General features: G+C 54.0%; 31 protein-coding genes and 1 riboswitch. Of the genes, 23 read left to right on the top strand and 8 right to left on the bottom strand.

Annotation, left to right across the window (positions count from 1 at the left end):
* The first annotated feature begins 4 nt into the window (after window positions 1–4).
* The 6 genes from PSTEL_RS10985 (at window position 5) to PSTEL_RS11010 (ending at window position 2,940) form a co-directional block, all read left to right on the top strand.
* On the top strand, window positions 5–259 hold the full coding sequence (locus tag PSTEL_RS10985) for a hypothetical protein (RefSeq protein WP_038695281.1): 255 nt from the start codon (window positions 5–7) through the stop codon (window positions 257–259).
* 178 nt (window positions 260–437) lie between these two features.
* The gene (locus PSTEL_RS10990) at window positions 438–797 is read left to right on the top strand and encodes a hypothetical protein (protein ID WP_038695283.1); all 360 of its coding nucleotides are present in this window, start codon (window positions 438–440) and stop codon (window positions 795–797) included.
* Between the two features lie 33 nt (window positions 798–830).
* Window positions 831–1,328: a hypothetical protein gene (locus PSTEL_RS10995; protein ID WP_038695285.1), complete on the top strand. Its 498-nt coding sequence runs from the start codon at window positions 831–833 to the stop codon at window positions 1,326–1,328.
* Window positions 1,325–2,008 carry a YCF48-related protein gene (locus PSTEL_RS11000; RefSeq protein ID WP_038695287.1) on the top strand — a complete coding sequence of 228 codons (684 nt, stop codon included), beginning with the start codon at window positions 1,325–1,327 and terminating at the stop codon, window positions 2,006–2,008. Before PSTEL_RS10995 ends, PSTEL_RS11000 begins: the two co-directional genes overlap by 4 nt.
* Window positions 2,009–2,098: 90 nt before the next feature.
* A riboswitch (guanidine-I (ykkC/yxkD leader) is annotated at window positions 2,099–2,199 on the top strand.
* An 82-nt stretch (window positions 2,200–2,281) separates the two neighbouring features.
* Window positions 2,282–2,623, top strand: coding sequence for a DMT family transporter (locus tag PSTEL_RS11005; RefSeq protein ID WP_038695289.1), 342 nt, complete (start codon window positions 2,282–2,284; stop codon window positions 2,621–2,623).
* Window positions 2,620–2,940 (top strand): DMT family transporter, encoded by a 321-nt coding sequence (locus PSTEL_RS11010; protein WP_038695291.1) that lies wholly within the window; start codon window positions 2,620–2,622, stop codon window positions 2,938–2,940. Before PSTEL_RS11005 ends, PSTEL_RS11010 begins: the two co-directional genes overlap by 4 nt.
* Window positions 2,941–3,031: 91 nt before the next feature.
* Here the strand turns inward: PSTEL_RS11010 and PSTEL_RS11015 are convergent, their stop codons facing one another.
* The 4 genes from PSTEL_RS11015 to PSTEL_RS11030 form a co-directional block, all read right to left on the bottom strand.
* Entirely contained in the window at window positions 3,032–3,826 is a 795-nt protein-coding gene (locus PSTEL_RS11015; RefSeq protein ID WP_038695293.1) for an ABC transporter permease, read from the bottom strand.
* Between the two features lie 13 nt (window positions 3,827–3,839).
* Complete coding sequence (locus tag PSTEL_RS11020; RefSeq protein WP_038695295.1) at window positions 3,840–4,628, bottom strand: ABC transporter permease; 789 nt, start codon at window positions 4,626–4,628, stop codon at window positions 3,840–3,842.
* A 2-nt stretch (window positions 4,629–4,630) separates the two neighbouring features.
* A complete protein-coding gene (locus tag PSTEL_RS11025; RefSeq protein ID WP_038695297.1) occupies window positions 4,631–5,626 on the bottom strand; it encodes an ABC transporter ATP-binding protein in 996 nt (331 codons plus the stop codon).
* Window positions 5,627–6,134: 508 nt separating this feature from the next.
* Entirely contained in the window at window positions 6,135–6,671 is a 537-nt protein-coding gene (locus PSTEL_RS11030) for a serine O-acetyltransferase (RefSeq protein ID WP_052098368.1), read from the bottom strand.
* Window positions 6,672–6,860: 189 nt separating this feature from the next.
* Here PSTEL_RS11030 and PSTEL_RS11035 point away from each other — a divergent pair, with 189 nt between their 5' ends.
* From PSTEL_RS11035 to PSTEL_RS11080, 10 genes are all read left to right on the top strand, one after another.
* On the top strand, window positions 6,861–7,733 hold the full coding sequence (locus tag PSTEL_RS11035) for a DMT family transporter (RefSeq protein WP_038695299.1): 873 nt from the start codon (window positions 6,861–6,863) through the stop codon (window positions 7,731–7,733).
* Between the two features lie 34 nt (window positions 7,734–7,767).
* Window positions 7,768–8,133: a hypothetical protein gene (locus tag PSTEL_RS11040; RefSeq protein WP_038695301.1), complete on the top strand. Its 366-nt coding sequence runs from the start codon at window positions 7,768–7,770 to the stop codon at window positions 8,131–8,133.
* A gap of 91 nt (window positions 8,134–8,224) precedes the next feature.
* Window positions 8,225–8,449 (top strand): hypothetical protein, encoded by a 225-nt coding sequence (locus PSTEL_RS11045; protein ID WP_038695303.1) that lies wholly within the window; start codon window positions 8,225–8,227, stop codon window positions 8,447–8,449.
* 91 nt (window positions 8,450–8,540) lie between these two features.
* Window positions 8,541–9,248, top strand: coding sequence for a response regulator transcription factor (locus PSTEL_RS11050; protein ID WP_038695305.1), 708 nt, complete (start codon window positions 8,541–8,543; stop codon window positions 9,246–9,248).
* On the top strand, window positions 9,245–10,678 hold the full coding sequence (locus tag PSTEL_RS11055) for a sensor histidine kinase (RefSeq protein ID WP_038695307.1): 1,434 nt from the start codon (window positions 9,245–9,247) through the stop codon (window positions 10,676–10,678). The genes PSTEL_RS11050 and PSTEL_RS11055 overlap by 4 nt, the downstream gene beginning before the upstream one ends.
* Entirely contained in the window at window positions 10,678–10,869 is a 192-nt protein-coding gene (locus PSTEL_RS11060; RefSeq protein WP_038695309.1) for a hypothetical protein, read from the top strand. Before PSTEL_RS11055 ends, PSTEL_RS11060 begins: the two co-directional genes overlap by 1 nt.
* 133 nt (window positions 10,870–11,002) lie before the next feature.
* Entirely contained in the window at window positions 11,003–11,713 is a 711-nt protein-coding gene (gene pxpB, locus PSTEL_RS11065) for a 5-oxoprolinase subunit PxpB (RefSeq protein WP_038695311.1), read from the top strand.
* Window positions 11,710–13,002 carry a 5-oxoprolinase subunit C family protein gene (locus PSTEL_RS28140; RefSeq protein ID WP_038695313.1) on the top strand — a complete coding sequence of 431 codons (1,293 nt, stop codon included), beginning with the start codon at window positions 11,710–11,712 and terminating at the stop codon, window positions 13,000–13,002. The genes pxpB and PSTEL_RS28140 overlap by 4 nt, the downstream gene beginning before the upstream one ends.
* Window positions 12,995–13,750, top strand: a complete 756-nt coding sequence (locus PSTEL_RS11075) for a LamB/YcsF family protein (RefSeq protein ID WP_038695315.1) — start codon at window positions 12,995–12,997, stop codon at window positions 13,748–13,750. The genes PSTEL_RS28140 and PSTEL_RS11075 overlap by 8 nt, the downstream gene beginning before the upstream one ends.
* Window positions 13,751–14,137: 387 nt before the next feature.
* Window positions 14,138–14,905, top strand: a complete 768-nt coding sequence (locus tag PSTEL_RS11080) for a class I SAM-dependent methyltransferase (RefSeq protein WP_038695317.1) — start codon at window positions 14,138–14,140, stop codon at window positions 14,903–14,905.
* Here the strand turns inward: PSTEL_RS11080 and PSTEL_RS11085 are convergent.
* Window positions 14,895–15,656, bottom strand: coding sequence for a spermidine synthase (locus PSTEL_RS11085; protein ID WP_038695319.1), 762 nt, complete (start codon window positions 15,654–15,656; stop codon window positions 14,895–14,897). The two genes, PSTEL_RS11080 and PSTEL_RS11085, sit on opposite strands and share 11 nt — an antisense overlap.
* Before the next feature lie 226 nt (window positions 15,657–15,882).
* Here PSTEL_RS11085 and PSTEL_RS27930 point away from each other — a divergent pair, with 226 nt between their 5' ends.
* From PSTEL_RS27930 to PSTEL_RS11095, 3 genes are all read left to right on the top strand, one after another.
* Window positions 15,883–16,056, top strand: a complete 174-nt coding sequence (locus PSTEL_RS27930) for a hypothetical protein (protein ID WP_169744569.1) — start codon at window positions 15,883–15,885, stop codon at window positions 16,054–16,056.
* A gap of 524 nt (window positions 16,057–16,580) precedes the next feature.
* Window positions 16,581–16,772 (top strand): hypothetical protein, encoded by a 192-nt coding sequence (locus tag PSTEL_RS11090; RefSeq protein ID WP_038695321.1) that lies wholly within the window; start codon window positions 16,581–16,583, stop codon window positions 16,770–16,772.
* Between the two features lie 175 nt (window positions 16,773–16,947).
* A complete protein-coding gene (locus PSTEL_RS11095) occupies window positions 16,948–17,508 on the top strand; it encodes a putative ABC transporter permease (RefSeq protein ID WP_245625132.1) in 561 nt (186 codons plus the stop codon).
* 114 nt (window positions 17,509–17,622) lie between these two features.
* Here PSTEL_RS11095 and PSTEL_RS11100 read toward each other — a convergent pair whose 3' ends face one another.
* Entirely contained in the window at window positions 17,623–18,063 is a 441-nt protein-coding gene (locus tag PSTEL_RS11100) for a hypothetical protein (protein WP_038695323.1), read from the bottom strand.
* Between the two features lie 175 nt (window positions 18,064–18,238).
* Here PSTEL_RS11100 and PSTEL_RS11105 point away from each other — a divergent pair, with 175 nt between their 5' ends.
* Window positions 18,239–19,033: a lipid II flippase Amj family protein gene (locus tag PSTEL_RS11105; RefSeq protein ID WP_038695326.1), complete on the top strand. Its 795-nt coding sequence runs from the start codon at window positions 18,239–18,241 to the stop codon at window positions 19,031–19,033.
* Window positions 19,034–19,157: 124 nt separating this feature from the next.
* Entirely contained in the window at window positions 19,158–19,670 is a 513-nt protein-coding gene (gene lepB, locus PSTEL_RS11110; RefSeq protein WP_038695328.1) for a signal peptidase I, read from the top strand.
* 252 nt (window positions 19,671–19,922) lie between these two features.
* Here lepB and PSTEL_RS11115 read toward each other — a convergent pair whose 3' ends face one another.
* Window positions 19,923–20,921 (bottom strand): acrylyl-CoA reductase family protein, encoded by a 999-nt coding sequence (locus PSTEL_RS11115; protein ID WP_038695330.1) that lies wholly within the window; start codon window positions 20,919–20,921, stop codon window positions 19,923–19,925.
* A 141-nt stretch (window positions 20,922–21,062) separates the two neighbouring features.
* Here PSTEL_RS11115 and PSTEL_RS11120 point away from each other — a divergent pair, with 141 nt between their 5' ends.
* Window positions 21,063–21,656, top strand: coding sequence for a TetR/AcrR family transcriptional regulator (locus PSTEL_RS11120; protein WP_038695332.1), 594 nt, complete (start codon window positions 21,063–21,065; stop codon window positions 21,654–21,656).
* Window positions 21,657–21,813: 157 nt separating this feature from the next.
* Here the strand turns inward: PSTEL_RS11120 and PSTEL_RS11125 are convergent, their stop codons facing one another.
* A complete protein-coding gene (locus PSTEL_RS11125) occupies window positions 21,814–23,481 on the bottom strand; it encodes an ABC transporter substrate-binding protein (RefSeq protein ID WP_038695334.1) in 1,668 nt (555 codons plus the stop codon).
* A 106-nt stretch (window positions 23,482–23,587) separates the two neighbouring features.
* Between PSTEL_RS11125 and PSTEL_RS11130 the strand changes: the two genes are divergently transcribed.
* Window positions 23,588–25,108 carry a DUF4153 domain-containing protein gene (locus PSTEL_RS11130; RefSeq protein ID WP_052099206.1) on the top strand — a complete coding sequence of 507 codons (1,521 nt, stop codon included), beginning with the start codon at window positions 23,588–23,590 and terminating at the stop codon, window positions 25,106–25,108.
* The last annotated feature ends 220 nt before the right edge of the window (window positions 25,109–25,328 follow it).

Consider the following 25,328-nt stretch of genomic DNA (forward strand, 5'->3'; position numbering starts at 1 on the left):
AACCATGAAAAAGAAGCTCTGGATCAGCCTTGGCGCCATCGTTCTGACGCTGGGCATCGGCACTGCCGTATATGCAGCTGACACCAACAGCAGCTTTCAGCAGATGCTTCCCTCTATGAAGCAAATGCATCCCAAGCTGACTGATCAGCAGCTGGAGAAGATGCATAATGCCTGTCAGCAGCAAGGCGGCAATGCCGGAACGATGATGAAATCCGGCGGGATGATGAAATCGGGAAGCGGCATGATGAACTCGATTTAAGCAGTTGCAAGAAATCTGATGGATATGAATGATGAAGCGCGCCGGCCTTTGAGGTCGGTGCGCTTTTTCTTTTTTCGGAGGAATGCTGACGACTGCCGGTTGATACTATATGATCTCAGGTAAAATCCTTGATGTAGTTGAGGCCGACTTTGCGATATGATAGAGGAAAAATAAGGTAATGCAGAGGTGCACAATGATGATAGACAATTTATTAAGCCTAATGCAAGCTGATAAACTCGTGTTTAGAGAATCGAGACAGCCAGCACCGGATTCATTGATAAGCCAAAATGCAAAGGATCAAATTCTTCTAATACTGCCGCTTATCTATCAACTATTGTGGGTGTACGAATACGACTATCAGGAGCAATTGGAGCAGGAGAGAAAGAGGCTGTATAAGAAGTTTAAAAAATTGTACTTTGACGGCGATGTTGTTGAAATTGTTGCACAGAATCTGTATCTCGTGACATCAAAGGATAAAGGTGAACGTCTAGGCATATTGGAAGAGAGGCTGCAGCGAATAGTTACCGGTCTTTCATAAAGACTCAGCTTTTCAGCTGATAGGAGGAAGAACGTGGGGGATTTTTCTAAGTCCATTAGAGAAAGCAGCTTAATAATTATATTCCTTTTTTTCCTGATGTTAATCGTAGCAGGGTGTCAAAAGGAGCGCTCTTTAAGTGACCAAATCATTCAGACAATAGACAGAAAAAGTAATGCGAATGGCGTTTCCGACATTTCACTCAAGGAGATTACGGACTTTAAGTGGGATAAAGTGGTCATTTTTCAAGTCGGAAGCTCTGATGAGGAGATTAGCAATGCTTTAGGAATTAAGTATGAAGGTCCAACTGATTTAATATCTGGACTGGTTTTTGTGTTAGACCATAGAATTGTTCATGAAGAGCTAATCCCCTATCAAACGGAGCATCCTACTACTTTACAGATTTTTATTGAGAAAAAAGCGAAAGATCCTAATTGTGTAGCTTTTACCTTAGAAAATGCTGTATTAAAGGGGAGCAAGGAAGAACTTGATGGTGTGACTTATTATTCAATTCATGTGGAGGAAGGATTATGAAATTTGCAATCAATCTATTGTTAATCGCAGTTCTTTTGTCGAGTTGTTCCACTATTGCCGATCAAGTTTCAGCAGTGGAAGTGCCTAAACCAGTTCAAAATGCGAGCTATATTCAATCTTTCTTAGATAAATCTAATGGGTGGAAAATGAAGGTTTTGGGACAGGGGATGTTTAATGCGGAAACTACTCTTTACAAAACCAAGGATGGCGGATTGACTTGGGAAAAAATTAGCGATTCATTATCTGGTGACTTACCAAGCGAATCAATTTCCGGCATGCTTTTCACTTCATCCGATAAAGGATGGATAACTGTAAATAGCCCGCGAGAAGGGGAAATTGGATTACATCGAACCGATAATGGCGGGAAGAATTGGAAAAACCTTAATTTAACAGGTGAAGCCAATTCCACTTATACTGTCGAATTGCCGGTTTTCTTTTCTACAACCCATTACGGATTACTAAGAGTTAAAAATAATAATACATCTGATGAAACAACACTTTTTTATGTTACTGAAGATCAAGGTGATAGTTGGAAAGCCATTACAGATCAAAAAACTGGTACTTTGAATAAGATGTATTGGGAAGTAACGAAGCAGCAAAACTATACAGTATGGGAAGTCAAGATCGGTAATAAGTCATGGACATACAATGGAAAGCAATGGATGAAGGAATTGAAATAGAGATGAAGAGGAGCTTATAACTGCCACCCTGCATTGACCCGCCACCCTTGACACCTCACCCGCTATGTCATATAGTAGGAGCCAATTGCATATGAAGTCGTCTAGGGTTCCGCAGCCATGAGGCTGGTCTGGACCGAGAGGAGACCGCAGCCGAAGCGGCTGTGACACGGAAGGATAAAAGCCTGGGAGATGATCTGCATGATTAATGCGGTTATCCCCTAGGCTTTTTTTGATAGCCGCATTAATATTACTTCCTTCGGAGGAGATGACTTTATGAACAGAACGTGGTTGGCGGTTGTGGTGGCCGCTTTGTTCGAGGTTAGCTGGGTGATTGGTTTGAAGCATGCGGATAGCTTTTGGGAGTGGGGCGGAACGATAATCGCTCTTGCGGTCAGCTTTTGCCTGATGATTATGGCGTCGCGGTCTTTGCCGGCAGGCACGGTGTATGCGGTGTTCGTCGGCTTGGGAACAGCGGGAACGGTTATAGCTGAGATTCTGCTGTACGGTGCGGAGATTCATGCTCTGAAAATCGCGATGATCGGGCTGCTGCTCCTTGGCGTTATAGGTCTGAAGCTGCTTAGCAAGGAAGGAACGAAGGAGGGGAGAGCTAAATGAGCTGGTTTTATTTGATTTTAGCCGGGGTATTCGAAATGATGGGTGTGTTCATGATCACCAAGTTTAATCAGGCGCGGAATGTGAGAACATTTACGGTGCTGATCGCCGGTTTCGGCTCTAGCTTTCTGTTCCTTTCGTTGGCTATGAAGACCTTGCCGATGGGGACGGCCTACGCGGTATGGACCGGAATCGGCGCTTCCGGAGGAGCGATATTGGGCATGATCTTTTATAACGAGTCCCGCAGCCTGCTCCGGATCTTATGTATCGCTTTGGTGCTGGGGTCTGCTGTTGGCTTGAAGTTGTGCGGAGCGGAGTGAATATGAAGAAGCAGAACCTGCGGCATGTTAATGTGATTGCCCTGCCTGACGCCGAACAGGCGACCTCTGGCCGCCTGTTCGGAATCTTGATTCAACTGCCGGTGCTCGCGAATGCCCGTAGCCCTCGTCTCCAGAACTGATAGGCCAGGAATAGCGAAATGGCTGCGGCGGCGGGCGTCCACAGCGCTACCGTCTTGAATGATGAGTCATTCATGAAGAAGGCTGCGGGATAGAAAGCGGTGAACCCGTAAGGGATCAGGAACGTCAGGATCACTTGAATGACTCGAGGATAAATGCTTAGCGGATATCTGGCGAAATCACTCAGACCGTGCACCGCCATCATTATCGGAATACTGTCCGTCATCCAGAATGAGAACGTCGCAAAGAACAGATTGACGGACAGGAAGATCACTCCGCTGGAGAGAACGGCGATCAGCATGAAGATGATATGGCCCGCTGTCCAATCAAATCCGATTTGGGAAGAAGCCGTCAGGAGGACGGTCACCCCGGTCAGCAATTGGCCCAAGCCGTCGGCCTGGACGCGATCCGCAATCAGGTTGAACAGCGGATTAATCGGGCGAATCATCAGCCGGTCGAAATTCCCTGGACGAATATAGTTCATGCCGATCACCCACAGATTATCGAAGAAGATATACTCCAGCGCCCTTCCCGTCATCGAAATTCCATAAATGAACATAATCTCGTAGAAGGTCCACCCGTGAATTGACTCGATATGGCTGAAAACAATACCGATGAAGAGCACGGCCGCGCCTTGTGTGAGCACGGTCGAGAAGACACCGATGAAGAAATCGGTCCGATACTCCATCATTACTTTGAGTCTGAGCTTGAAGAATTGCCAATACAGCTTGGCATATCTGTACAGCATATCTGATTCCCCCCTAACCGCCGAATATCGTGACCCGTTTTAACGCGATACGCCAAATCATCCGGATACCCGCGAAAATGCCCGCAAGCCAGCATACCTGTACACCCATCGCCAAGAGCGCATCAGTACCCGTAATCTGTCCCGTGTAGATCGCGACAGGTACATGCACCATGGACCGGAACGGAAGAAAATAGCCCACAGTCTGGAGCCAGCCCGGAAACAGCGTGAGCGGTACGAGCGCTCCCGAAAAAAACGAGATAATCGCATCGCGCATCGTCCTCAGGCCCCAAACATAATCCAGATAGAATGCGGCGATGCCTATAATCAAGTCCAACTGGCTGCCGATCAGAATACCCAGAACCGAGCTTAGAATAAACAGCAGTCCCGCACCGGCACTTACCGGCCCGTTGATATGGAGGAATAGAAACGCGAGAACTAGCATCGGAATCGTTTCCCGGATAATGGCCGTTATTTTTCGACCAAGATCAAGCGCTACCAATTTATCGAGCAGATTATACGGCTTCATAAGCTCGACGGCCACGCTGCCGTCCCGGACACTGCTTGCCAGTTGGTTGCCGACTCCGGATACGTATTCGCCCAGCATCATGGCCAGAACGACGTAGGTAAGCATTGTATCCAGCGGGACTGCACCGACCGTTGTCCGGTTCTCGTACACCGCATGCCAGAAAGCGTAGACGACAAGAAGCTTGAGGATCGTCGAAGCCGTACTCGACCAATACCAGGCAGCATAGGCCGTGTCCAGCTTGATCTGGCCTTTCATTATTTCCCAATATTTCCGCATGGTCAGACTCCCCGCTCGTAGATTTCCTGAACAATCGTCTCGATCTTCGAATCCGCAATCGTAAGATCCCGGATATGGTACTCTTTGAGCATCGCCGAAATCACATCAGCCCCTGAGATCGCCTGATTGCTGAAGGACAGGCTGATTCTTCCTTCCTCATCTTCGCCGTTGGCCTGAAGGCTCACATATTCTGACAGCTCCGCGGGAATTGTGAACGGACTCTGCAAATCCAGTTCGAAGTGGATAACGCGCTTGTCGCCGAAGCGGTCCTTGATCGACTGAAGACTGCCGTCATACAGGATGGTGCCTTCATCGATAATAATGATACGCTTACATATCTCCTCGATATCCTGCATGTCATGGGTTGTCAGAATAACGGTAGTATGATGAAGCTGGTTCATTTCCCGGATGAACGCGCGAATTCGAGCCTTGACCGCAACATCCAGACCGATCGTGGGTTCGTCCAGATAGACAACGGAGGGATTGTGCAGGAATGCGGCGGCCAGTTCACAGCGCATTTTCTGACCGAGTGAAAGCTGTCTGACCGGTATGCCGAGCAAAGGCTCAAGCTGCAGGACCTCAGTGAACAGTTCAATGTTCTTCTTATACTGGTCCTCCGGAATCTGGTAGATGTGCTTCAGCAGATCATAGGATTCGCGCACCGCGATGTCCCAGAACAACTGGGTCCGCTGGCCGAATACCGCGCCGATATTACGGGCGTTCTTCTGGCGTTCATGGTATGGGACGATGCCGTTGACTCTTATGCTGCCTTCGCTCGGGGTCAGGATGCCGCACAGCATTTTGATGGTGGTCGACTTGCCCGCCCCGTTCGCGCCTATGTAACCGACCAGTTCACCCTGATCGATTGAATAGGAGATCTGACTGACAGCCTTCTTGGTCATGTACTCTCTGTGGAACAACGATTTCAAGGCCCCGGACAGGCCGGGCTGTTTCTTTACGATTTTGTACTCCTTTGATAATTCCGATACTTCGATCATGCGGCGCCCCCTAACAATTAATCTGTTCTGAAATACTCAACAATCCACATACCCTGGCAAGATGCACTTCGGGACACGGCACACGGTCCGTTTGCCCGGGTCATCTTAGTCTCACCTCAATGCAAACGATTGCACATTTCGCACGACGCTGCTCTCATCATCTCCTAATCGCCGGAACGACAGCTTGACTTTCTATAAAATAACACAATCTCCCAACAGCAACTGTAAATATTGTAACATCGTATAAAAAGTTTCTGGCAGAGCAGCAGGCAGGCGGTAACATACGCTTATTCGCTTATACGCCACAGAACATGCGCACCGGTCAGCACGCAAGTTCTGTGGCGCATCCGAATAATAGCAAGATGCTAACAGCATGAGCTTGCTCGTCAGCCTTACATGAGTCTTTAGCAATGATGAGAGAACGTGACGAGCAGTATAAGCATCTTGGGATGCTCCAAGTACTCTGCTGTCTGAGGAGAGTATGTATGTGGTGGGGAACAGCAGACGGCTACAAAACGCTGCCCTGCCGTTCGGGCACGGCATGCACCGGTGAACCGGGAAGGTTCCGGGCTGGAATGCCGACAGCCGTCGAGTAATCAGGTACATTTTTGACGACTACCGCGTTAGCCCCGATTTGGACGTGATCGCCGATAACAACCGGACCAAGTACTTTGGCCCCTGCCCCGATCTCGACATGGCTGCCGATCACCGGCTCGCCTTTGTCGTTCCGGGCTCCGATAGTGACCTGCTGGTAAATGGAGACATGGTCGCCGATGACGGCTTTGCAGCTAATAATGATGCCGTTCAGCCCATGTGGCAGGCGAAGGGCGCAACCGATCCTCGTCTCAGCCGGAAGCTCGCCTTGGTTCATGATTCGGATGAACAGGATATCCATCAGCTTGTACAGCAAGTTCAGCACACTGCGCAGAATCGGAACCCGAAAATCATAATACAGATAGTTGCCGAACCGGTAGGTTACGAGGACAAGCAGAATCATGGGGCCTTTCCGGTTCACCTTCAGATCGCTGGCAAGCTTGCTTAACACCACATCACTCCTTTCTTGGACTCGGATATTATAACATGAAAAAAATGGATATGATGGAATTTTCGCATTTTAAAAGTCAGTCCGGTTCCATTTCTTCTGTTGTGATGCCCATACTTGCCAAGGGGTATTATAATTAGAGGAAAAAAGTGACTATGCCCTTCGCTGTCCGGAAAAGAGGAAGAATCACCGATGAAATCGTACAAAATCTATCTGTTCTTGATCTTAGCCAATCTCTTCTGGGCCGGAAACTACGTGTTCGGCAAGTCGGTCGTCGCCGAGCTGTCTCCTATACAGATGACCTTCTCCCGCTGGCTGATCGCCGTCTGCGTGTTGTTTCCGATCGCGCAGCTAGTGGAGAAGCCCGACTGGAGAAAGGTGTGGAGCGAGTGGCGGATTCTGATTGTCATGGCGGTGCTCGGGGTGGCGGGCTACAACTTCCTGCTCTACGAAGCGCTGCGGTTCACCACGTCCATGAACGCAGCTCTCGTTAACGCGATGAATCCGGCACTCATCGTGCTGGGAGCCGCGCTGCTGTTCAAAGAGAAGCTTACGCGCACCCGGGTGATCGGACTCCTGGTCTCGCTCTTCGGCGTGCTGCTGGTGCTGACCAAAGGCCGGTTGCAAATGATTGCGCAGACCGACTATAATGCCGGCGACCTGCTTATGCTGGCTGCCATTGTGGTATGGACGCTGTACTCGCTGCTTGGACGAAAAATCCGGCATCTGCCGCCGATTGCTTCCACCGCGGTATCGGCTGTGCTTGCGCTTCTCATCATTTCCCCGTTCTTCCTGGCTTCCGGAATGAAGCTGCCGCTCAGCAGGGAAGCAACAGCTGGCATCCTGTACATCGGATTGTTTCCCTCGGTGGGCTCATTCATCTTCTGGAATGCGTCCATCCGGGAGATCGGAGCGAGCCGCGCGGGCATTTATCTCAACCTGATTACCGTATTTACCGCAATACTGAGTCTTCTGCTCGGCAATCCGGTGACGCTGGTTCAGATCATGGGCGGGCTGCTGGTATTTACAGGCGTCTATTTGACCGGTCGCAGACAGGGTTCATAACCTCTTGATCTCAAAGAGAGAAGGAGAAATGACGATGAGAAAAATAGCGGCATTGATGCTGCTCTGCATGCTGATTCTGACCGCCTGTTCCAATATCGGCAAAACGCTGACGTTCTCGGGAACGGGTCCGAACTGGGAAGTAATTGTTACATCAGTCATCCAGTCCCGGAACAGCGAAGCCATCCGTTATTTGGGCGGAGACTCTGCACCGGAGAGCATCAGCTATGTTATTGAAGGCGGGCCCGGCACGCTCAAGGGCAATCAAGCGCTGGACAAAGGCGTCCTGAACCATAGCGGAACCGCCTGCAGAGGCTGCCTCGTTACCCAGGAGGACGACAAGCTTCATGCCGAAATCACTTGGGGCGACAAGACGGAGAAGATCGATTTGATCAGGCGCTGAAGCAGAGAGAGGCGGACGACATATTTTCCACACATCCCGGACTTATAATGAACTCATGCAAGCGATCATAATGAAACGGGAGAGATGAAAGATGAATTGGTCTTCGTTGCTGGTGCTAATCTGCCCGCTGATGATGTTGTTCATGATGTTCGGGATGAAAGGGATGCACGGTCACGGCTCTGGCCGGGGACAGCATCATCATGCGGCTCATGGTGGAGGCGCGGATTCAGGCGTCCGCCGGGAACTGGATGAGCTGAAGGCGCAGAATGCGCAGATGAAGGAAGAATTGGAGCGGCTTGGCGCCTTCCGCAAATAAAATAGCAATTTAAAGATGCCGGGGCTTCCCGGCTCTTTCCACTTGTAAGAAGCACAAACAGGCAGCCGCCAGATAAAGAAGGTGACTATAGATGACACAGCTCAAGGCGCTGGTCGTGGATGATGAATGGAATATGCGTAATCTGCTGCGCATTTATTTGACGAAAGAGGGATTTCAGATCGCGGAGGCCTCGACAGGGCGGGAAGCGTTGAACCTGGCGTCGCGTGAGAAGTTCGATATTGTGCTGCTGGATATTATGATGCCGGATATGGATGGCTGGCAGGTGTGCGAGGCGATCCGGGAGAAAGATAATGTTCCTGTCCTGATGCTGACGGCCCGCTCCGACACGAAGGACAAAATTCGGGGACTGGAGATGGGAGCGGATGATTATTTGACCAAGCCCTTCGAGCCGGGTGAACTGGTTGCCCGCATTCATTCTCTGATCCGCCGCTCTGCGCTGGTGCGCCAGGCAGCTCCCAAAGAGGCGGTGCTTGAATTTCCGGGGCTGATCATCCGTCCGGATGCCCGGGCTGTGACTGCTGCGAACACGGTGCTTGATGTGACTCCGAAGGAATTCGAGCTGCTGGCGGTTCTGGCGGGACATCCGCAGCGGGCGTTCGGCCGTGAGGAACTGGTGGAGCGGGTGTGGGGTTTTGATTTTGAAGGTGACAACCGGGTCGTGGATACGCATATCAAAAATATCCGCGAGAAGCTGCAGAGAGCGGGGCTCGGCTACAATCCGGTGCAGACAGTGTGGGGCATCGGCTATAAATTCCAGATCCCGGACGGTATCCAATGAGAAACAATGTGATCGGCCTCAAGCTGGGCCTTGTTATCTCAGGCTTGTTCCTGATTGTGCTGCTCGTGCTGGGCACCGCTGTTGACCGCATGTTCTCCTCATTCTACTATGCCAATATGGAGAAGGAGACAGAGGAGCTGGCCTCTCATTTTACGATGATGGCGGAGTCATCGATGGCTGAGTCATCCGGTGCCGGTATGGGCGGGATGATGGAGACGTTCGCGGATTTTTCCGGCGTCAGCCTGTTCAATGTGAACAGGGAAGGCCAGCTGACCATGCATTCGGGAATGGATATGATGATGTCTCCCGTTCTCCCTTTTGTCCATAGTCAGCAATTGGACCGGATCTTCAGCGGACAGAAAGTCCGCTTCCTGTATGATGATGAAGACGGCGGCCGGTATTTCGTATCGGGACAGCCCGTCGAAGCGGAAGGCAAAGTCGTCTCGGCGCTCTATCTGGTGTCATCGGCGGAATCGGTCATGGAATCGCTGCAGGGTGTGCGGCATCTGTTGATTCTGTCCGGCATCGGCGCTTTTCTGCTGGCGCTTGGGAGTACCTGGATTGTGGCGCAGTTTCTGTCGCGTCCGCTGCTGCAGATGCAACAGGCGACCCGGAAGATAGCGGCCGGCGAACTGGCGACCCGGGTTCATATCAAGAGTGGTGATGAAATCGGCGCGCTGGCTGGCGCAATTAATGATCTTGCTTCTGATTTGCAGCGGTACCGGGATACGCGCCAGGAGTTTTTTGCCAATATTTCGCATGAGCTGCGGACGCCGATCACTTATCTGGAGGGCTATGCGAATGTCGTGAAAGAGGGGATGTTCGCGGACGAGGAGGAGCGGGACCGCTATCTGGACATCATTCACGGCGAGGCCCGGAGAATCCAGCATCTTGTGGACGATCTGTTCGATTTGGCCAAAATGGAGGAAGGACGGATTCAACTCTCACCCGAGTGGATCGATCTGGGCGAGCTGGCGGAGCAGGCGGTTCAGAAGGTTGGACTCAAGGCATCTGAAAAAGGGCTGGAGCTTACGTTCAGGAGTGAAGGCCAGCCAAAGCCGGTCTATACCGACGGGGCGCGGATGGAGCAGATCGTGCTGAACCTGCTGGAAAATGGTATCCGTTACTCGGAGCAGGGAAAGGTGTCGCTGTCGCTGTTCTTTCAGGAAGAGGCCGTCAGGCTGGAGGTAACGGACACGGGAATCGGCATACCGGAAGACGAGCTGCCCCTGATCTTCGAGCGGTTCTACCGGGTCGAGAAATCGCGTTCCCGAAGCCTGGGCGGAACCGGCCTGGGACTCGCCATCGTGTACAACCTCGTGCAGGTGCTCGGGGGCACGATCTCCGTCACGAGCAAGCAGGGAGAAGGAACGTCTTTTATTCTGGAGTTTAACCGGATTGCCGAATTGGGCCTGCAGGAGGATGTGTGATGAGAAAAAGCGACTGGCTGATCGCCGCGCTCCTGATCGGCATGGGCATCATGTGCATGAGTGTTTCGGCGGTCTCCTTCCGCAGCATGCCGATGATGCATATCGGGACCGGATTGACGAGAGTTCTTCTCTGTGTCGGGATGCTGGCTCTCGTCCTTCTGGTGTGGAGCTATTGGCGAAAGAGACGCTAAGCAGGCTGTTTGTGTGAAAATCATTTGCCTGAGGGGTTGCCTTGCATTATTCTAGATAGAAAAAAGGCGCACCCCGCAGGACTGCGTTGACTTTGTGGCTTTGGGGCGCCTGAAAAGAAACGAGGGAGAGACGATGGACTGCTCTTTCTTTCCGCTCGGCGATTCAGCGGTGCTTGTAGAGTTCGGTACGGTCATTGATGAATCGGTCAACCGGCGCGTCAGGGCGGCCGCCCGGGAAATCGGGCGCCGCCCTTTTTCGGGCTTCGTGGAATGTGTGCCAGCCTATGCATCGCTTGCCGTCTATTATCGGCCTGCGGAGCTGGAGGCTTCGGACCCCGGCGTTACATATTTTGAGCAGGTATGCGCACTGCTGCGGGACAGAATGAAGACGGCTGATGACGGACTTGAGGAATTACAACGGGTTGTCGAGATACCCGTCTGCTACGGGGGCGAATTTGGGCCTGATCTGTCTTTTGTGGCGGAGTGGAACGGATTAAACGAGGAAGAGGTTATCTCCATTCATGCCGAAGGCCGCTATCAGGTCTATGCCCTTGGCTTCGCACCGGGATTTCCATATATGGGTGGCATGTCAGGCAAGATTGCGGCTCCCCGGCGGGAGACGCCTCGGTTGTCCATCCCGGCCGGATCGGTCGGGATAGCGGGAAACCAAACCGGGGTCTATCCCATTGAGACGCCGGGTGGATGGCAGATCATTGGGCGGACGCCGCTCTCGCTATTCCGGCCTGGCGAGATGCCGCCCGCTCTGCTGCAGAGCGGCGACACCATCATCTTCCGGCCGATCAGCCCAGGGGAATACGCAAGCCGAAGGGAGAGGTCACAGTGAGCATTCGCATTCTGAAACCGGGACTGCTCACGACCGTTCAGGATCTCGGACGCACCGGCTTCTCCCGGTACGGGATCATCCTCTCCGGCGCGGTGGATGACTTCGCAATCAAAGCCGCTAACTGGCTTGTCGGCAATGAGGCAGGAGCCGCCGCGCTTGAGATCACGATGTCCGGCTTCGCGGCGGAGTTTTTGGAGGACTGCATCATTGCTGTTACCGGCGGGGACATGTCGCCCGAAATCGAGGGGCAGCCCGTGCCGATGTGGCGTCCGGTCATCGTTGCGGCTGGCAGCCGGCTCACACTGCGCCGTCCGGTCTATGGCTGCCGGATATATGTGGCGGTGTCGGGCGGGCTCGCCGTGCCGCTCGTGATGGGCAGCCGCAGCACGTATCTTCGCGCCGGCATTGGCGGCTTCGAAGGCAGGCCGCTGCGGGCGGGCGACGTGATTCCGGCGAGCGGGCTGATTTCGGCGGAGTATGGAGAAGCTGCGAATCGTGAAGGGAAGCGGCTGTTAACCGCCGCTCCGGGGGCTGGTCAGACATCGGCGGATTCTGATTCAGGAGCGGGTGTTTCCAGTGACACCAGTGGCAAAGGGGCGGAACATGAAGCGAGATCAGTTGTAGAAATGACGGCGAAAGCTGATGAAGCCCGTATCGGAAGCATGACCCAGCTTCCATTGAAGGGGCCAGGCGCAGATTCAGCCAATCCAGGCTCAGGGCAGCGACTTGATGTTGAATCGGCGGCTGAACAGGCGGTAGTCTCCTCGCTGCGGGAGCAACCGCTAACAGGCGCTTTTCGTGCTGCTTCCTGGGGAATCTCTCGCTCGGCCCTGCCGAATTACCGGGAAAGTCCCGTTATCCGGATCATCCAGGGACGGCAGTGGGAAGACTTCACCCCGGAGAGTCTCCGGGACTTCCTGAACGGGAGCTATCTTGTTACACCCCAGTCTGACCGGATGGGCTGCCGGTTGTCGGGACCGGCTCTCCGCCTAAAATCGCCTAAGGAATATCTCTCGGAGCCGGTCTCCCACGGCACTGTCCAGGTTCCGGCGGACGGGCAGCCGATCGTGCTGCTGGCCGACCGGCAGACGCTCGGGGGCTACCCGAAGGCGGCACAGGTCATCAGCGTTGATCTGCCATTGCTCGCCCAGGCGGCACCCGGAACGCGCATCCGATTTGCAGAAGTGTCGCTAAGGGAGGCGGAAACGCTCTTAATCCGGCAGGAAAGGGAATTAAAGCTGCTGGAAATGATGATTGTTCAGAAGCGGAAGGAGTGCGGCTATGATTGAGATCGACTTGAACTGCGATATGGGGGAGAGCTTCGGCGCTTACAGGATTGGCAACGACGACGAGCTGCTGCGCGAGGTCACGTCGGCGAACATCGCCTGCGGGTTCCATGCAGGCGATCCCGGCGTTATGCGCCGGTCGGTCACCTCGGCGCTGGCTGCCGGCGTCAAGATCGGCGCCCATCCGGGGCTGCCGGACCTCGCCGGCTTCGGGAGGAGAAATATGCAGATTTCTCCCGAAGAAGCCTTCGATCTGGTCACCTACCAGATCGGGGCACTTGACGCCTTCGTCCGGCAGGAAGGCGGTCGGCTGCGCCATGTGAAGCCCCATGGCGCGCTCTACAACATGGCGGCGGTGTCCCGGCCGCTCGCCGACGCCATTGCCGGGGCGGTCTACCGCTACGACCCGGCAATGGTCCTGTACGGCCTGGCAGGCAGCGAGCTGCTGGCCGCGGGGAATGCGGCCGGGCTGCGCACGGCCAGCGAGGTGTTCGCCGACCGCGCCTACATGGCGGACGGCTCGCTCGTACCGCGCGGCGTGCCTGGCGCGGTCGTTCATGACGCGGGCGAGGCAGCCCGCCGCGTCCTGCGGATGGTCCGCGAAGGCGCGGTGACGGCGCTGGACGGAAGCGCCGTTCCGCTGCTGGCGGACACCGTCTGCATTCACGGCGACAGCCCGGGCGCGGCCGTCTTTGCGGCAGCGCTCCGGCGGACACTGGAGGCCGAAGGCGTTCTTGTTACTGCGCTGTGATTGCTCACGCGAATCAGGCGAGCGATTCAGAGACCGAGACCACATGTTTCACCGGGACCGCGTATTTCATCAGGACCACAACTTTCGTTGTGACCGCGGATTTTGATGGGATTACGCGGCGCGGCGTCCTTTTTTTAGGAATAGGCTAGGTTGGTTCATGATTCGGGAAGGCGCCATAAGCGTCTTCCTTTTCTTTTTCCGGGCGAAATAGACAGGGCACTCCAGGGGTGTATCGATTCGGATTAAGGTCATCGTTGATCTCGCCGCGCATCGGAATATGAGTGTCTTATAGGCTGAAGCTATTAATAAGATAGAAATTATATATTTTAATTATTGAGTGATCTATGCCAAAATAATCCCTACACCAATCATAAGGAGATGGGATTCATGGCTTCGGTTCATGTATGGAAATCCGAATTGTACGACAGCAAGCTGGGGTACGTATCACAATTTGGGAGAGGCGTCATTGACTTGTTGAACCCCGCAGAAGGGGAGCGAATTCTGGATCTGGGCTGCGGAACCGGAGATTTGGCTTATGAATTGACCAAGGCCGGAGCAGATGTAACGGGAATGGATCTCTCCGGAGAGATGATCGGGAAAGCGGCAGCGAAGTATCCCGAAATCCCGTTTGTTGCCGGCAATGCCGAGGATTTTGCGTTCGGGGAGCCGTTCGATGCGGTATTCTCCAACGCTGCACTGCATTGGATGAAGAATGCGGAGAAGGTGATCTCCTGCGTATGGGACAGTCTGAAGCCTGGCGGAAGGTTCATCGCCGAATTTGGCGGCAAAGGAAATGTGGACACAGTGATCCGGTCTATTGGCGAGGTGCTGTCCGGGAAGTACGGAATCGATTCTGCTTCGCTGAATCCCTGGTATTTTCCCAGTATCGCCGAATACAGCACTCTGCTGGAGCGTCAAGGCTTCCGGGTCGTTTATGCGGTTCATTTCGACCGTCCGACCCCTATGGAGGATGGGGAGAACGGGCTGTCGCACTGGCTGAACGGACTTGCGGACGATTTCTTCAAGGAGATTCCAGCAAGCGAAAGAGGCCCGGTCTATGACCAAATTGCCGATAAAGCCCGAAGCAGTTTATTCCATGACGGCCAGTGGGTTCTGGACTATGTAAGGCTGAGAATCGCCGCGGTCAAAATGTAGCTCGTCCTTCGTCTGCATCCCTGATCAGTTCGCCCGGAGGAAGAACAATTTCGGTGAAGCCCGCCATTAGCCGGGTCTTGAAGACGATCGGCTTGCGCGCTCCCGCCAGAATGACGTTCTTCGGAGCCGCCGGATCGGGAGAAGGCAGGATGAAGGCGAGAGAATGCGGGAACACGGAGGCCAGGGTGGAATGCACCGACCGGATCAGCCGGTCATTCTTCCCCCTGCCGGCTGCATTCATGATTAGCATGCCCCGGTTGTTCAGCTTCTTCGCGGCAAGTGCGAACATGCCCCGGGAGATGAGATGCGGGGGAGTTCCGCTTCCGCTGAACGCATCAAGCACGATATGATCAAAGCTTCCGTCGTCCTCCCGCTCGAGCAGCCTCCGGCCGTCTCCGATTGCGATCCGGCCTTCGGTGCTGCCGAAATAGATGCGGCTGAGATCGGCGACCGCTTGGCTAAGCTCGGCTGTTGTTACGTTTTTGCCGGATATGGCTCCAGACAAGGTTCCGATCCCGTGACCTATAATGAAGACGTCCTCGTATCCAGGGTGATTCCATTCCATCAGATGCAGAATCGCCCTAGGATATTCGAATACGATGCGGTCCGGCCGGTCGAGGTCCAGCGCTCCCTGCACCAATTCCTCCGAGAATTGAAGCACCCGAAACCTTCCTTTCTCCCCATACAGCTCATCGGTGTCCGCCACTACGATCTCACAGCCCTCATCGACTGTCTTATGCAGCACTTTCATTGTCATGCTCCCTTTACCCGGTGATTCTTCTTATGATAAGGGATTCAGGACCGGATTCATAGAACCGGCGCTGCGCTGTCATCCTTCATCACTTCCGCAGTTTAAATGGCAGCGATCGAAATCGGCCGTTTATAAAGCACCTCAACGGGTAACTATAGATATGGGCAATCCGGAATTGATTGGTTGCCGACAGCAATTACTAATTACTGCTGAAGGAGGGAATAGCATGTCGGATTATATCCAGAACGAAGCGGACATCCGCAACCGGGAAAATAAAGACGGAGACTCTCTGGCTGAGAAGAAGAAAATGGAGAACGGGGTCGATATCGAGCCCGAGGCGGACGAATGGGAAGCCAAGCCAGCTGCAACCTCCCATCCCGATCCAGCGCCCAAGAACTGAGGTCCTGGGCCGGACTAACGTCAATAACAGGCTGTCTGAAGCGGCAGCCTGTTTTTTTACGCGGATTTATATGCAGCTGTTGTTGTTTCGTGAAAGAATCGTCATCATGGTGAATTGAAATATGGATCGAGACTGACTGGTGATGCCTCTTTAGAAGTCATACAAGATGAAGGATTCAATTCTTCGCTCTCAACTACACCCAATATGAGCAGCCTTCTCAGTTTGAATAATTCGAGACATTATAAAGTCGGAATTGTATTTCGAAATTCTTTTGCCAACTTCTTTATCGAATCTATAGAATTCCATAGGGTTCCTCCTCGAACTATTTCGTACTGATTTTACTATAAGAAGTAAGTATTCTACAATCGCATGAATTAACATCAGGACCTTCTAAGGACGCCTTTAGGAGCTTTTCTTATATTTCAAATCCTGTATACTGGATGTATATACCGGTGAGAGCAGCATGCAGATTGCAGCAGTCTATGGAGAGTGCCACCCTATTGAACCTAAGGAGGAACCCGAACATGCGCGATCGAAATCGAAATGCCCGCCACCGGCTGAAGCTTCAAGAAGCCGACACGGGATCGTTGACGGAGAAGAAGAACGGCGGCTCCGGCTTCGGTGTTCACAGCGAGATGAAGCTGGAAACCTTGAGAAGGCTGAGCGAGAGCAGCATCCAGTCGCCAGGCCTGAAAGAGCAGTATCCGAAAAAATAAGCCAAGCCTTCATATTTTAATTTGTTCGTGAAACGGGTTCCCCTTAGAAGGGGCAGCCCGTTTTTTTTCTGCTTTCGGGAACAGCGGCGTCCGCATAATGAAGGAACCCTCAAGTCATACTAATGACGCAGTAATGAGGATACGTGAGAACACTGGCCGGAAGGAGAGGAACAACTTGATATTGAACCTGCTGTCCTGGGCGCAGGAAACAGCTTACGGGCGTTCGGGCGAACTGTTCTTCTGCTTCATGATTTATTCAGTCTTGGGGTGGCTGCTGGAAGGAGCGTATAACTGGGCAACGGCCGGTACGTTCCGGAAGGACGGACTGATGCTTGGTCCTTATAAGCCAATGTACGGCCTCGCTCCGGTTCTGCTGCTAGCGCTTGGAGGGCTGCGGATGCCGCTGCCTTGGCTTCTCGCCGCCGCCCTGATTGTGCCTTCGGTAGTGGAACTCGCCAGCGGGGTTATGCTGAAGGCGCTGTTCCGGCATCAGTGGTGGGATTATTCGGCCAAGCGCTGGCAGCTCGGCGGGCATATTTGCCTGGAGTTTTCTTTGTACTGGTGGGTGCTGTCTCTCTTCACGCTGGCGGTCATTCAGCCGCTTGTGTCGGGCCTGTACAAGCTGGCAGTGCCTGTATGGGGAGTGCTGTTCCCGGTCGTGCTTGTGCTGTTTCTAGCTGATTTGGCGGCAACGTTCCGGTCCCGGAGAAGAGCGGCGGAGATTGCGGGAATCTAGAGCTGCTATAGAGCGAAAGCGGAAAGACGGAAGACGCAAAAACGGAAGACGCAAAAACGGAAGACGCAAAGACGGCATCCTTGGGGTGCCGTCTTTTTCAAATCTAATGAACTTTTACAGCGTATTGCCTTTCAGATCCTGCTCCATCAACGTAATATTCCGTCTCAGCTCCGTCATGGATGTTCTCGAAATCCGCCCGGTTTCAAAGGCGGCATGCGTGTAATCCCGCTCCAGCTGGATGCCGATTCTCGCCAATTCATGAAACGCCGTCTCAAATGCTTCGCGTCCGGTTAGCGCCCCGCCGCCGGAAGCTCTTGCGATCCCCCGTTCGTAGCGCAAAATGAGAGAGCTTCTAGCCTCCAGCTCAGACGGGGCCTCCAGAAGCGCCTCATTCAGCTTGCGGACGACATACTCCCAGTTCCGGATCTGAAACTGATTCAGCTTCGGGGTTTTTCTTCTCCAGGCGCTTCCCGTTCGTCCCAGCATCCGGAACAGAAACCGGATTTGCTTGCCGGACAGCAGGTCGTTACGGTATCGTTCATGCTTCGTGTACATATACAATCTCCGGTTCAATACTCCTTGTCTGTCGTCGCTGCGCGGCCGTTTTTCGACAGATTTCAGCGGAGGAATGTGCTACAATGTGAGATGGATTTTTCATCCAAATCATGGAATCTCCGTCTGCGACTCTACTGTGCCGCCTGCGGAGCCGTGAATTTTGAAGGAGACCGCCATGACCCAATTTCTGATTTTTGCTGTTCTGCTTACTGTCATTATCCACACCGCCGAAACGCTGTCATACTCGGTCCGGTATGCCGGGGTGCGTATGAACAAGATTGCGATTGCCTTATCCCTGACGGGAATTATCGTACTTGTCTCCCGGACGGCCAATATGGTTCAGGGACCGCTTACCGGTCATATCGTCGATATCGCCAAGAAGGATTCCTCCATTCCGCTTCTTAACTACCTGCGAATCATTCTGCTCGGTGGTTCACTCGGTACGCTGATCGCAATCGGCCTGTTTCCGACCTTTACCGCGCTGTTCGCCCGCATCATCTCGAAGCTGGAGATTCAGGGCTCCGTTCCCCGCCTCCTCGGAAGCGTTACAATCGCCCAGCTCAAAAATACGCCGAAATATGTGAAACGTCCCAGGCTCGGGCTGCACGCCATCCGTTATCTCGATATCCCGAAGCGTCTGATTGCCACCAACATTCTGGTCACCGGGATTTATACAACGGGGGTCCTGGCTACGCTGTATGCGGGCTACAAACATCCGGAGCACGGTATGGCGATTTCGCAAGCGTCAGGGCTTATTAACGGCATCGCTACTATTTTGCTTACGGTCTTCATCGATCCCCAGCTGGGGCTCATTACCGATAAAGCAACGGTCAGCCAGGAGCATCGCAGCCGTCTCGGCAAAGTATATATGATGCTTATGGGCTCACGGTTCGTCGGCACGCTGCTCGCTCAGTTTCTGATTGTGCCCGCCGCCTGGTTTATCAGTTTGGCTGTACGCGTAATTCTCTAACCGCTCCGGATTTGGGAGACATTTGAAATTAATCGGCAAATCTACTATGGTAGAGTAGAGAATGAGGAAGTATGAAGAAGTCATACATACGTAAAAGGAATCAACAGAGGAGGATTTGGTGGATATGGTGAAGTTCAAGAAACTGATAAGAGAATGGGTGCCGACCCTGCTGGTCGCGGTCCTGTTGTCGCTGCTGATCCGCAGTTATGTCGCGGAGGCCATGAGCGTGCCAACCGATTCCATGGTGCCGACGATTCAGGTGGATGACAGACTCATTGTGGAAAAAATGCTGTGGGCTACTACTCTGAAGCATGGGGACATCGTGGTCTTCCATCCGCCAGTTGCTGGAGAAACGAAGCTGTATGTCAAGCGCCTGATCGGCCTTCCCGGCGATACGATCGAAATCAAGGACGGCGCTTTGTACCGGAACGGAGCGAAGGTGGAAGAGCCTTATCTGAATGCCAAAATGAATTATGTGTTTGGCCCGGTCACCGTACCAACGGATCATTACTTCTTCCTGGGCGACAACCGGAATGTCAGCTATGACGCCCATTTGTGGGATACCCCGTTCGTAGAGAAGGATAAGCTGATCGGCAAGGTTGTTCTGGAGCTTCCTTTCCATAAGCTGTTCAAGTGACGGCTGGAAGAGCGTTGAAGGCGGAGTCTGGGGTCTGAGGACATCCACCGGATTGCTCTAAAAACCATAAAAGCCCGCCATGCTTCTCCGGATGGATTAGCGTGGCGGGCTTTGTGCTTGCTGCTGCCCGGCCGGTTTCGTTCTAGCCAAACCGCGCAGCAAGCAGCCCTATTATTTCTCGCAGGCGATCTCATGACATCACTCCCCAAAATGGATTAGCTATCATGATTATAGGGCCTCTTCCGGCAATCTTCAGGAAATTTTTACAAGGACCCGGCCTCGCGTCTTGGATTGTAAAATATCTGCGAGCGCCTGAGGAAGCTCATTCAGCGTAATTTCCCGGTCAACGAGCAGCTCCAGATTGTCCGGCTTCAAGTCGCCGGCCATCCGGCTCCATACCCGGCTGCGCAGCTCAGCGGGGCAGAAGACGGAGTCGATGCCGAGCAGATTCACGCCGCGCAGGATGAACGGCAGCACGGTGGCCGGTACTTTCGTACCGCCAGTAAGTCCGCTGACGGCAACTGAGCCACGGTAGGCGATCTTGCTCAGGACCGCTGCCAGCTGGTTCCCGCCGACGGGATCGACGGCAGCCTGCCACAGCTGCTTGTCCAGCGGGCGCTGCTTGGCTTCCGGATCGTAGATGTCGGTCCGTGACACAACTTCGGAAGCGCCGAGGGACTTCAGATAATCGGTCTCCGAGATGCGGCCCGTCCCCGCTGCCACGTGGTAGCCGCGCTTTGCCAGCATGGCGACAGCGGCTCCGCCGACCCCGCCGGACGCACCGGTGACGAGCACCTTGCCATTCTCCGGTGAGGAGCCGTTATCCTCAAGCGCCTGGATGGACATGGCCGCCGTAAATCCGGCCGTTCCATAGATCATCGCTTCCTTGTGCGACAGACCGTCCGGCAGCGGAACAACCCAGTCCGCAGGAACGCGGGCATACTCGCTGTATCCGCCGTAGTGCGACACTCCGAGTCCATACCCGGTCACGAGCACGGATTGCCCCGGCTGAAACCGGCTGTCTTCCGAGCTCTCCACCACGCCCGACAGATCGATGCCGGGGATAAAAGGATAGGATTTCACGATGTTGCCATCCGGTATAGAGGCCAGGCCATCCTTGTAATTTACACTGGAATATAAAACTTTAATGAGCACTTCTCCAGCAGGGAGATCCGATAAGGCCGCAGGCTTGACGGCCACGCTGAAGGGCTCCGCGTTGTCGACGAACAGAGCTTGAAAGGTCCGGGACATAATGGTACGCTCCTTTTAATGGTATGGGAACATAATCATGCTGCCGATTTCTTGATGTCACAATTTTTATTCTGACCGGTCAAAATAATATTGTCAATGAACAGCGGCATGTTTTGAAACTTTTTTACGGGTGGGAGAGAAATGGTTCGCTACAAGAAATCCGAGGAAAAACGCAAGCTGCTTCTGCACGCATCCTTTCAGGCGCTGTCGAAGCTGGGGTATGATGCCGTGACACTCCAGACGATTGCGGATTATGCGAAGGTGAGCAAAGGCGTCGTGCATTATTATTTTGACAATAAAGAGGCGGTGCTCGTCGATCTGCTGGATTGGCTGACCGCCAAAATCTATGACAAAGAAGCTGCGGCGGTAAGCCTTCAGTCCACGGCCCGTGGCAAAATGGACGCCTATCTCGATTCCGTCTTCGTGTCTCCGGAGAAGAACCGGGATTTCTACCGGGTGTATCTCGATTTTCTGGCCCGTGCAAGCCGCATCCCCGCCTACCGGGAGATCAACAGCCGCTTCTACGCGAACTGCGGGAGTATCAGCAGGGAGATCATGGAGCTGGGCCAGCGGGAGGGCGTATACGATCCCGGCCTGTCTCCGGCCGACACGGCGCCGGTCATTCGCTCCATCATCGACGGCTGTCTGATCCAGTGGCTGATGTCGGAGAACGACGAGCTGCATGGCGTCTATAAAGGGCGATGCCGCGAGGCGATCGAGAGGCTGCTTTCATGATTTTTTTATAATCATGCTGCTATGCAAGGAGCAGATGATGTCCTGTATGCTGACGCAGGTCCGCAATGGACACAGCGCAGCATTCTTTCAGCCCGGTTCCGCAAGGAGCCGGGCTGATCTCCAATCCGGCCCGCCATTTCGTAATCGCTCCAGGCGCTCACAGGGGCAGTCTTGGAAACCACACATGCCGCAGATCGATCCAGCCCTGACTGTTGAAGCTCATGCCCCGAACCGACGGCACATAAGCGGTTTCCATCGGCTTCTCGTACAAAATATGCAGATGATGGTCTGATATAAGCCGGTCTTCGATGCGCCGGAAGCTGCCGGGCCGCATTTCCGGCGAAGGCTCACGGGCTATCAGATGCAGGGCGGCCTCGATCTCCGAGCGGAGCTCAGGCGTCGTATGCTCGGCGAGCGACCGGTACAGGTCGAACCGCCGAAGCTGCTCGTCCCGGTCGCGGATGAGCGAGAACAGGATCAGATCGGCCTGCATGCGCACCGGTCCCTTGAATTCGTCCGGCGTCACGGCGATGATCTCTGAGCTGACGCCAAGTGCTTCAAGCGCTGACGCGATATATTCGGCATCTGCGGCGTACTGGGGAATGGTCGCTATCGTCAGGTTCAATCCGGAGATCGATTCGGAACTAGTGCCGTTCTTCAGCCCTGATACCAACATGGCTCTTATGGCGGGATCGCTTAGCGGTCCCGCTTTTTTGGTGTTGAAGGTAATAAATTTCGCGATCAGCGTCTCAGGCTGGATGCGGGTCCAACCGCCTGCGTGACCGTCTTTCGGATTGGGAATGACATGGAAGGGGGAGCCGGACTCCGCAGCGGACGGTTCTGCGCTCCAGGGTATATACAAAATCTCCACACGGTCCAAATGCGCTCTCCCAAGGAAGTAAGGCGAGAAAGCTTCCAGCACACACATATCCCGGGTAAACTCCGCGACCTTGAATGGACCAGTCCCTATTGGCCTGTGGACACGGGGCGACCCCGCCGCCTGTTCCGGATCATGCGGAACGACCGCCGCCCGGCTCGTGCACAGATAAGAAAGGAACAGCTCGTTCGGCTTCCGGAGGCGGATGCGGAGAGTGAGCGGGTTCAGTACGCGGACCTCTTCGATATCCCGAAGTACGAAGCTGTACAGCCGTCCTTCCGGCGCTTCAATCAAACGCCGGAAGGAGGCGGCGACATCTTCTGCGTCCAGCATCGCTCCGTTATGCATCGGCACTTCCTTCCGCAGATGAAAGAGCCAGTCGGTGCGCCCGGCATCGGTCTCCCAGGCATGGGCAAGCCCGGGAAGAATGTCTTCGCTTCCGGGACCTCTCCGGACAAGCCCGTCGTATACATGGCTGGACACGAAGGATTCAGCCAGCAGATTCATCCGCAGCGGGTCAATCGTCTGAATGGGCTGATTCACCGGAAGGCGCAGCGTGTCGAGCACCCGGTCATGCCGCCGCTCGACATGATGCCCGGAATACAGCGCAAGCCAGATCTGCAGAGATTCCCGGAGTGTTTCCGTTCCGGCGAGGGAGCGGATGAGCGAAGCCGTATCGGCCAGTGAGCCCCGGCCGTCCATCGATTCCCGCAGCGACTCCGCTGCCACTTCCTGAAGCGGGGCGAGCAGCCGCAGACGGGAGCGCTGTCCCCGCCCGCGGCTGGGCGTCCATTCGATCCAGCCGAGCTTTTGCATTTTGCCGATAAGATGAAGGACATTCCGGTGGGTGCATTCCAGAATCGCCGCCAGCTCATCCAGCGTGATCTGTACATCATCTCTGGAGAGGCCGGATTTCAGCCGTATATACTGTCCATGAAGCTTTGCCATAGAATCCCCGCCTAAAATAGGAAATAAACGCAAGGTTATTTCACTTTTAATTCTTATTTTATCATCTATCCTAAAGAAGAAGGAAGAAGAAATGGAGGGGATTTCCATGCAAGAGACGGCGGAAAGCCGAGGCGCGGTACTGAAGGTTCTGGCAGCGGCGCTGGGACTGGCGATCATACACCAGTATTTGTTCTACGGCAACCGGTACGGGCTGTCGATTCCACTGTTCACCCTGCTGTTCTATGCCTACATGCTGATGTTCGCCAAAGACAGGCTGAGGCCGCTGAATGCGGCGTCCGCGGTCTTGGCAGCTTGTGTTCTGCTGCTGTCGCTTACCTTCGGGCTGTTCGCGAATGAATTCTTTTATATGCTTAATCAGGCGGCTGCGCCTGTGCTGATTGTGCTGCATCTGACATACATACTCAGTGATTCAAGACCCGACTGGGGCAGACCGGCGGCGCTGTCGTCCAGCGCGCTGAACCATTTGATTCCGCAGAACATCCGGCAGCTGGCGAGCCTGGCTCATTGGTTTAAGCGGAAGGAGCGCCGGGAGGGGGCAAACGCCCCAGTGCTGAGCAGAGTGCTGCTCGGACTCGCCTTGTCCGTCCCGCTGCTCGCGGTTGTACTGGTGCTGCTGTCGTCGGCTGACGGCGTGTTTCATGCCGTGCTGACGCATATCCCGGATGTACTGGCTCGAATCTCATTGGGAGAAGGTATTGCAAGAACGTTGTGGGTGCTTCTGCTCGGCGTCTTTTTCTTCGGTTATCTTAGAGGCTTCGTGCATCCTTACCGGGAAACCGAGGTTGTACCGCTGGAGAAGACGGAGCCTGAGTATCGGGACACGCTGCCGGATTTCCGGATTGATTCGGTCGTAGCCGTGACGGTGCTGACTGCGGTTAACACGGTCTATGTTTTGTTCGTATCGGTACAGTTCTCCTATCTGTTCGGAGCCTGGCAGGGACTGCTGCCCACTGGCGATACGTATGCGGAATACGCGCGCCGGGGGTTTTTCGAGCTTGTGCTTGTATCGGGCATCAATTTTGTGCTGCTGCTCGGAATTTTGCTGCTTGGGATGAAGGGGAGCGATCGGTTGAACCGGGCGGTCCGGATTCTGTTGTATGTGCTGACGGTCTGCTCGGGCGCCATGCTGGTCTCTGCATATGTCCGGCTCGCGATGTATGAAGAGGCCTACGGCTACACCACAATCCGGTTTCTGGTGCACGGGTTCATGATTTTTCTCGGGGCCCTGCTGGCAGCGGCCGCTCTGCGGATCGCGATCCCGCGCTTCCCGCTCGTCAAATGCTATCTTGTTCTCGGAATGACGGCCTATCTCATCATGAACTATATCCGGATGGACGCCGTCATCGCCTCGAACAACATCGCCCGCTATGAAGCCAGCGGCAAGTTGGATACCGACTACCTGCTCTCGCTCTCCGATGAGGCGATTCCCTTGCTGGTCGACTTCAGTGCGAAGCATAACGGCATGCTGGACAGCGGGCTGCAGGGCATATGGCAGAACGGCAGGCAGCAGAAGCAGGAATGGACGGCGCTGAACTGGTCCCGATACAGGGCGGAGGCGAAGCTTGACGACTATTTTGGCGGGCGGGAGAGCGTGAGCAGCCGATAAGTGGAATCTAGTAAGGCAGCGATGCGGCTGAACGGAACCATATTTTGAGCAAAAACGGCTCTCCGCCTCCAGGTGAGGATGGTGCAGCCGTTCTTATTTCATCCTAAATAATGGAAAATAAATGACATCATAGGACACCATAAGACATTTGTCCCTGATTAAGCAAACTTTCAGGCGGATTTCAGACTAATTTAAGAACAGTCCTTTAGGATATAAGCAT

Origin of the sequence: Paenibacillus stellifer, assembly GCF_000758685.1 — a bacterium.
Lineage (GTDB): Bacteria > Bacillota > Bacilli > Paenibacillales > Paenibacillaceae > Paenibacillus_AQ > Paenibacillus_AQ stellifer.

What these genes read in the sequence shown, in the direction of transcription:
- PSTEL_RS10985 (WP_038695281.1), top strand. Translation starts at nt 5, where the DNA reads ATGAAAAAGAAGCTCTGGATCAGCCTTGGCGCCATCGTTCTGACGCTG.
- PSTEL_RS10990 (WP_038695283.1), top strand. Translation starts at nt 438, where the DNA reads ATGCAGAGGTGCACAATGATGATAGACAATTTATTAAGCCTAATGCAA.
- PSTEL_RS11000 (WP_038695287.1), top strand. Translation starts at nt 1,325, where the DNA reads ATGAAATTTGCAATCAATCTATTGTTAATCGCAGTTCTTTTGTCGAGT.
- PSTEL_RS11005 (WP_038695289.1), top strand. Translation starts at nt 2,282, where the DNA reads ATGAACAGAACGTGGTTGGCGGTTGTGGTGGCCGCTTTGTTCGAGGTT.
- PSTEL_RS11010 (WP_038695291.1), top strand. Translation starts at nt 2,620, where the DNA reads ATGAGCTGGTTTTATTTGATTTTAGCCGGGGTATTCGAAATGATGGGT.
- PSTEL_RS11015 (WP_038695293.1), bottom strand. Translation starts at nt 3,826, where the DNA reads ATGCTGTACAGATATGCCAAGCTGTATTGGCAATTCTTCAAGCTCAGA.
- PSTEL_RS11020 (WP_038695295.1), bottom strand. Translation starts at nt 4,628, where the DNA reads ATGCGGAAATATTGGGAAATAATGAAAGGCCAGATCAAGCTGGACACG.
- PSTEL_RS11025 (WP_038695297.1), bottom strand. Translation starts at nt 5,626, where the DNA reads ATGATCGAAGTATCGGAATTATCAAAGGAGTACAAAATCGTAAAGAAA.
- PSTEL_RS11035 (WP_038695299.1), top strand. Translation starts at nt 6,861, where the DNA reads ATGAAATCGTACAAAATCTATCTGTTCTTGATCTTAGCCAATCTCTTC.
- PSTEL_RS11040 (WP_038695301.1), top strand. Translation starts at nt 7,768, where the DNA reads ATGAGAAAAATAGCGGCATTGATGCTGCTCTGCATGCTGATTCTGACC.
- PSTEL_RS11045 (WP_038695303.1), top strand. Translation starts at nt 8,225, where the DNA reads ATGAATTGGTCTTCGTTGCTGGTGCTAATCTGCCCGCTGATGATGTTG.
- PSTEL_RS11050 (WP_038695305.1), top strand. Translation starts at nt 8,541, where the DNA reads ATGACACAGCTCAAGGCGCTGGTCGTGGATGATGAATGGAATATGCGT.
- PSTEL_RS11055 (WP_038695307.1), top strand. Translation starts at nt 9,245, where the DNA reads ATGAGAAACAATGTGATCGGCCTCAAGCTGGGCCTTGTTATCTCAGGC.
- PSTEL_RS11060 (WP_038695309.1), top strand. Translation starts at nt 10,678, where the DNA reads ATGAGAAAAAGCGACTGGCTGATCGCCGCGCTCCTGATCGGCATGGGC.
- pxpB (WP_038695311.1), top strand. Translation starts at nt 11,003, where the DNA reads ATGGACTGCTCTTTCTTTCCGCTCGGCGATTCAGCGGTGCTTGTAGAG.
- PSTEL_RS11075 (WP_038695315.1), top strand. Translation starts at nt 12,995, where the DNA reads ATGATTGAGATCGACTTGAACTGCGATATGGGGGAGAGCTTCGGCGCT.
- PSTEL_RS11080 (WP_038695317.1), top strand. Translation starts at nt 14,138, where the DNA reads ATGGCTTCGGTTCATGTATGGAAATCCGAATTGTACGACAGCAAGCTG.
- PSTEL_RS11085 (WP_038695319.1), bottom strand. Translation starts at nt 15,656, where the DNA reads ATGAAAGTGCTGCATAAGACAGTCGATGAGGGCTGTGAGATCGTAGTG.
- PSTEL_RS27930 (WP_169744569.1), top strand. Translation starts at nt 15,883, where the DNA reads ATGTCGGATTATATCCAGAACGAAGCGGACATCCGCAACCGGGAAAAT.
- PSTEL_RS11090 (WP_038695321.1), top strand. Translation starts at nt 16,581, where the DNA reads ATGCGCGATCGAAATCGAAATGCCCGCCACCGGCTGAAGCTTCAAGAA.
- PSTEL_RS11100 (WP_038695323.1), bottom strand. Translation starts at nt 18,063, where the DNA reads ATGTACACGAAGCATGAACGATACCGTAACGACCTGCTGTCCGGCAAG.
- PSTEL_RS11105 (WP_038695326.1), top strand. Translation starts at nt 18,239, where the DNA reads ATGACCCAATTTCTGATTTTTGCTGTTCTGCTTACTGTCATTATCCAC.
- lepB (WP_038695328.1), top strand. Translation starts at nt 19,158, where the DNA reads ATGGTGAAGTTCAAGAAACTGATAAGAGAATGGGTGCCGACCCTGCTG.
- PSTEL_RS11115 (WP_038695330.1), bottom strand. Translation starts at nt 20,921, where the DNA reads ATGTCCCGGACCTTTCAAGCTCTGTTCGTCGACAACGCGGAGCCCTTC.
- PSTEL_RS11120 (WP_038695332.1), top strand. Translation starts at nt 21,063, where the DNA reads ATGGTTCGCTACAAGAAATCCGAGGAAAAACGCAAGCTGCTTCTGCAC.
- PSTEL_RS11125 (WP_038695334.1), bottom strand. Translation starts at nt 23,481, where the DNA reads ATGGCAAAGCTTCATGGACAGTATATACGGCTGAAATCCGGCCTCTCC.
- PSTEL_RS11130 (WP_052099206.1), top strand. Translation starts at nt 23,588, where the DNA reads ATGCAAGAGACGGCGGAAAGCCGAGGCGCGGTACTGAAGGTTCTGGCA.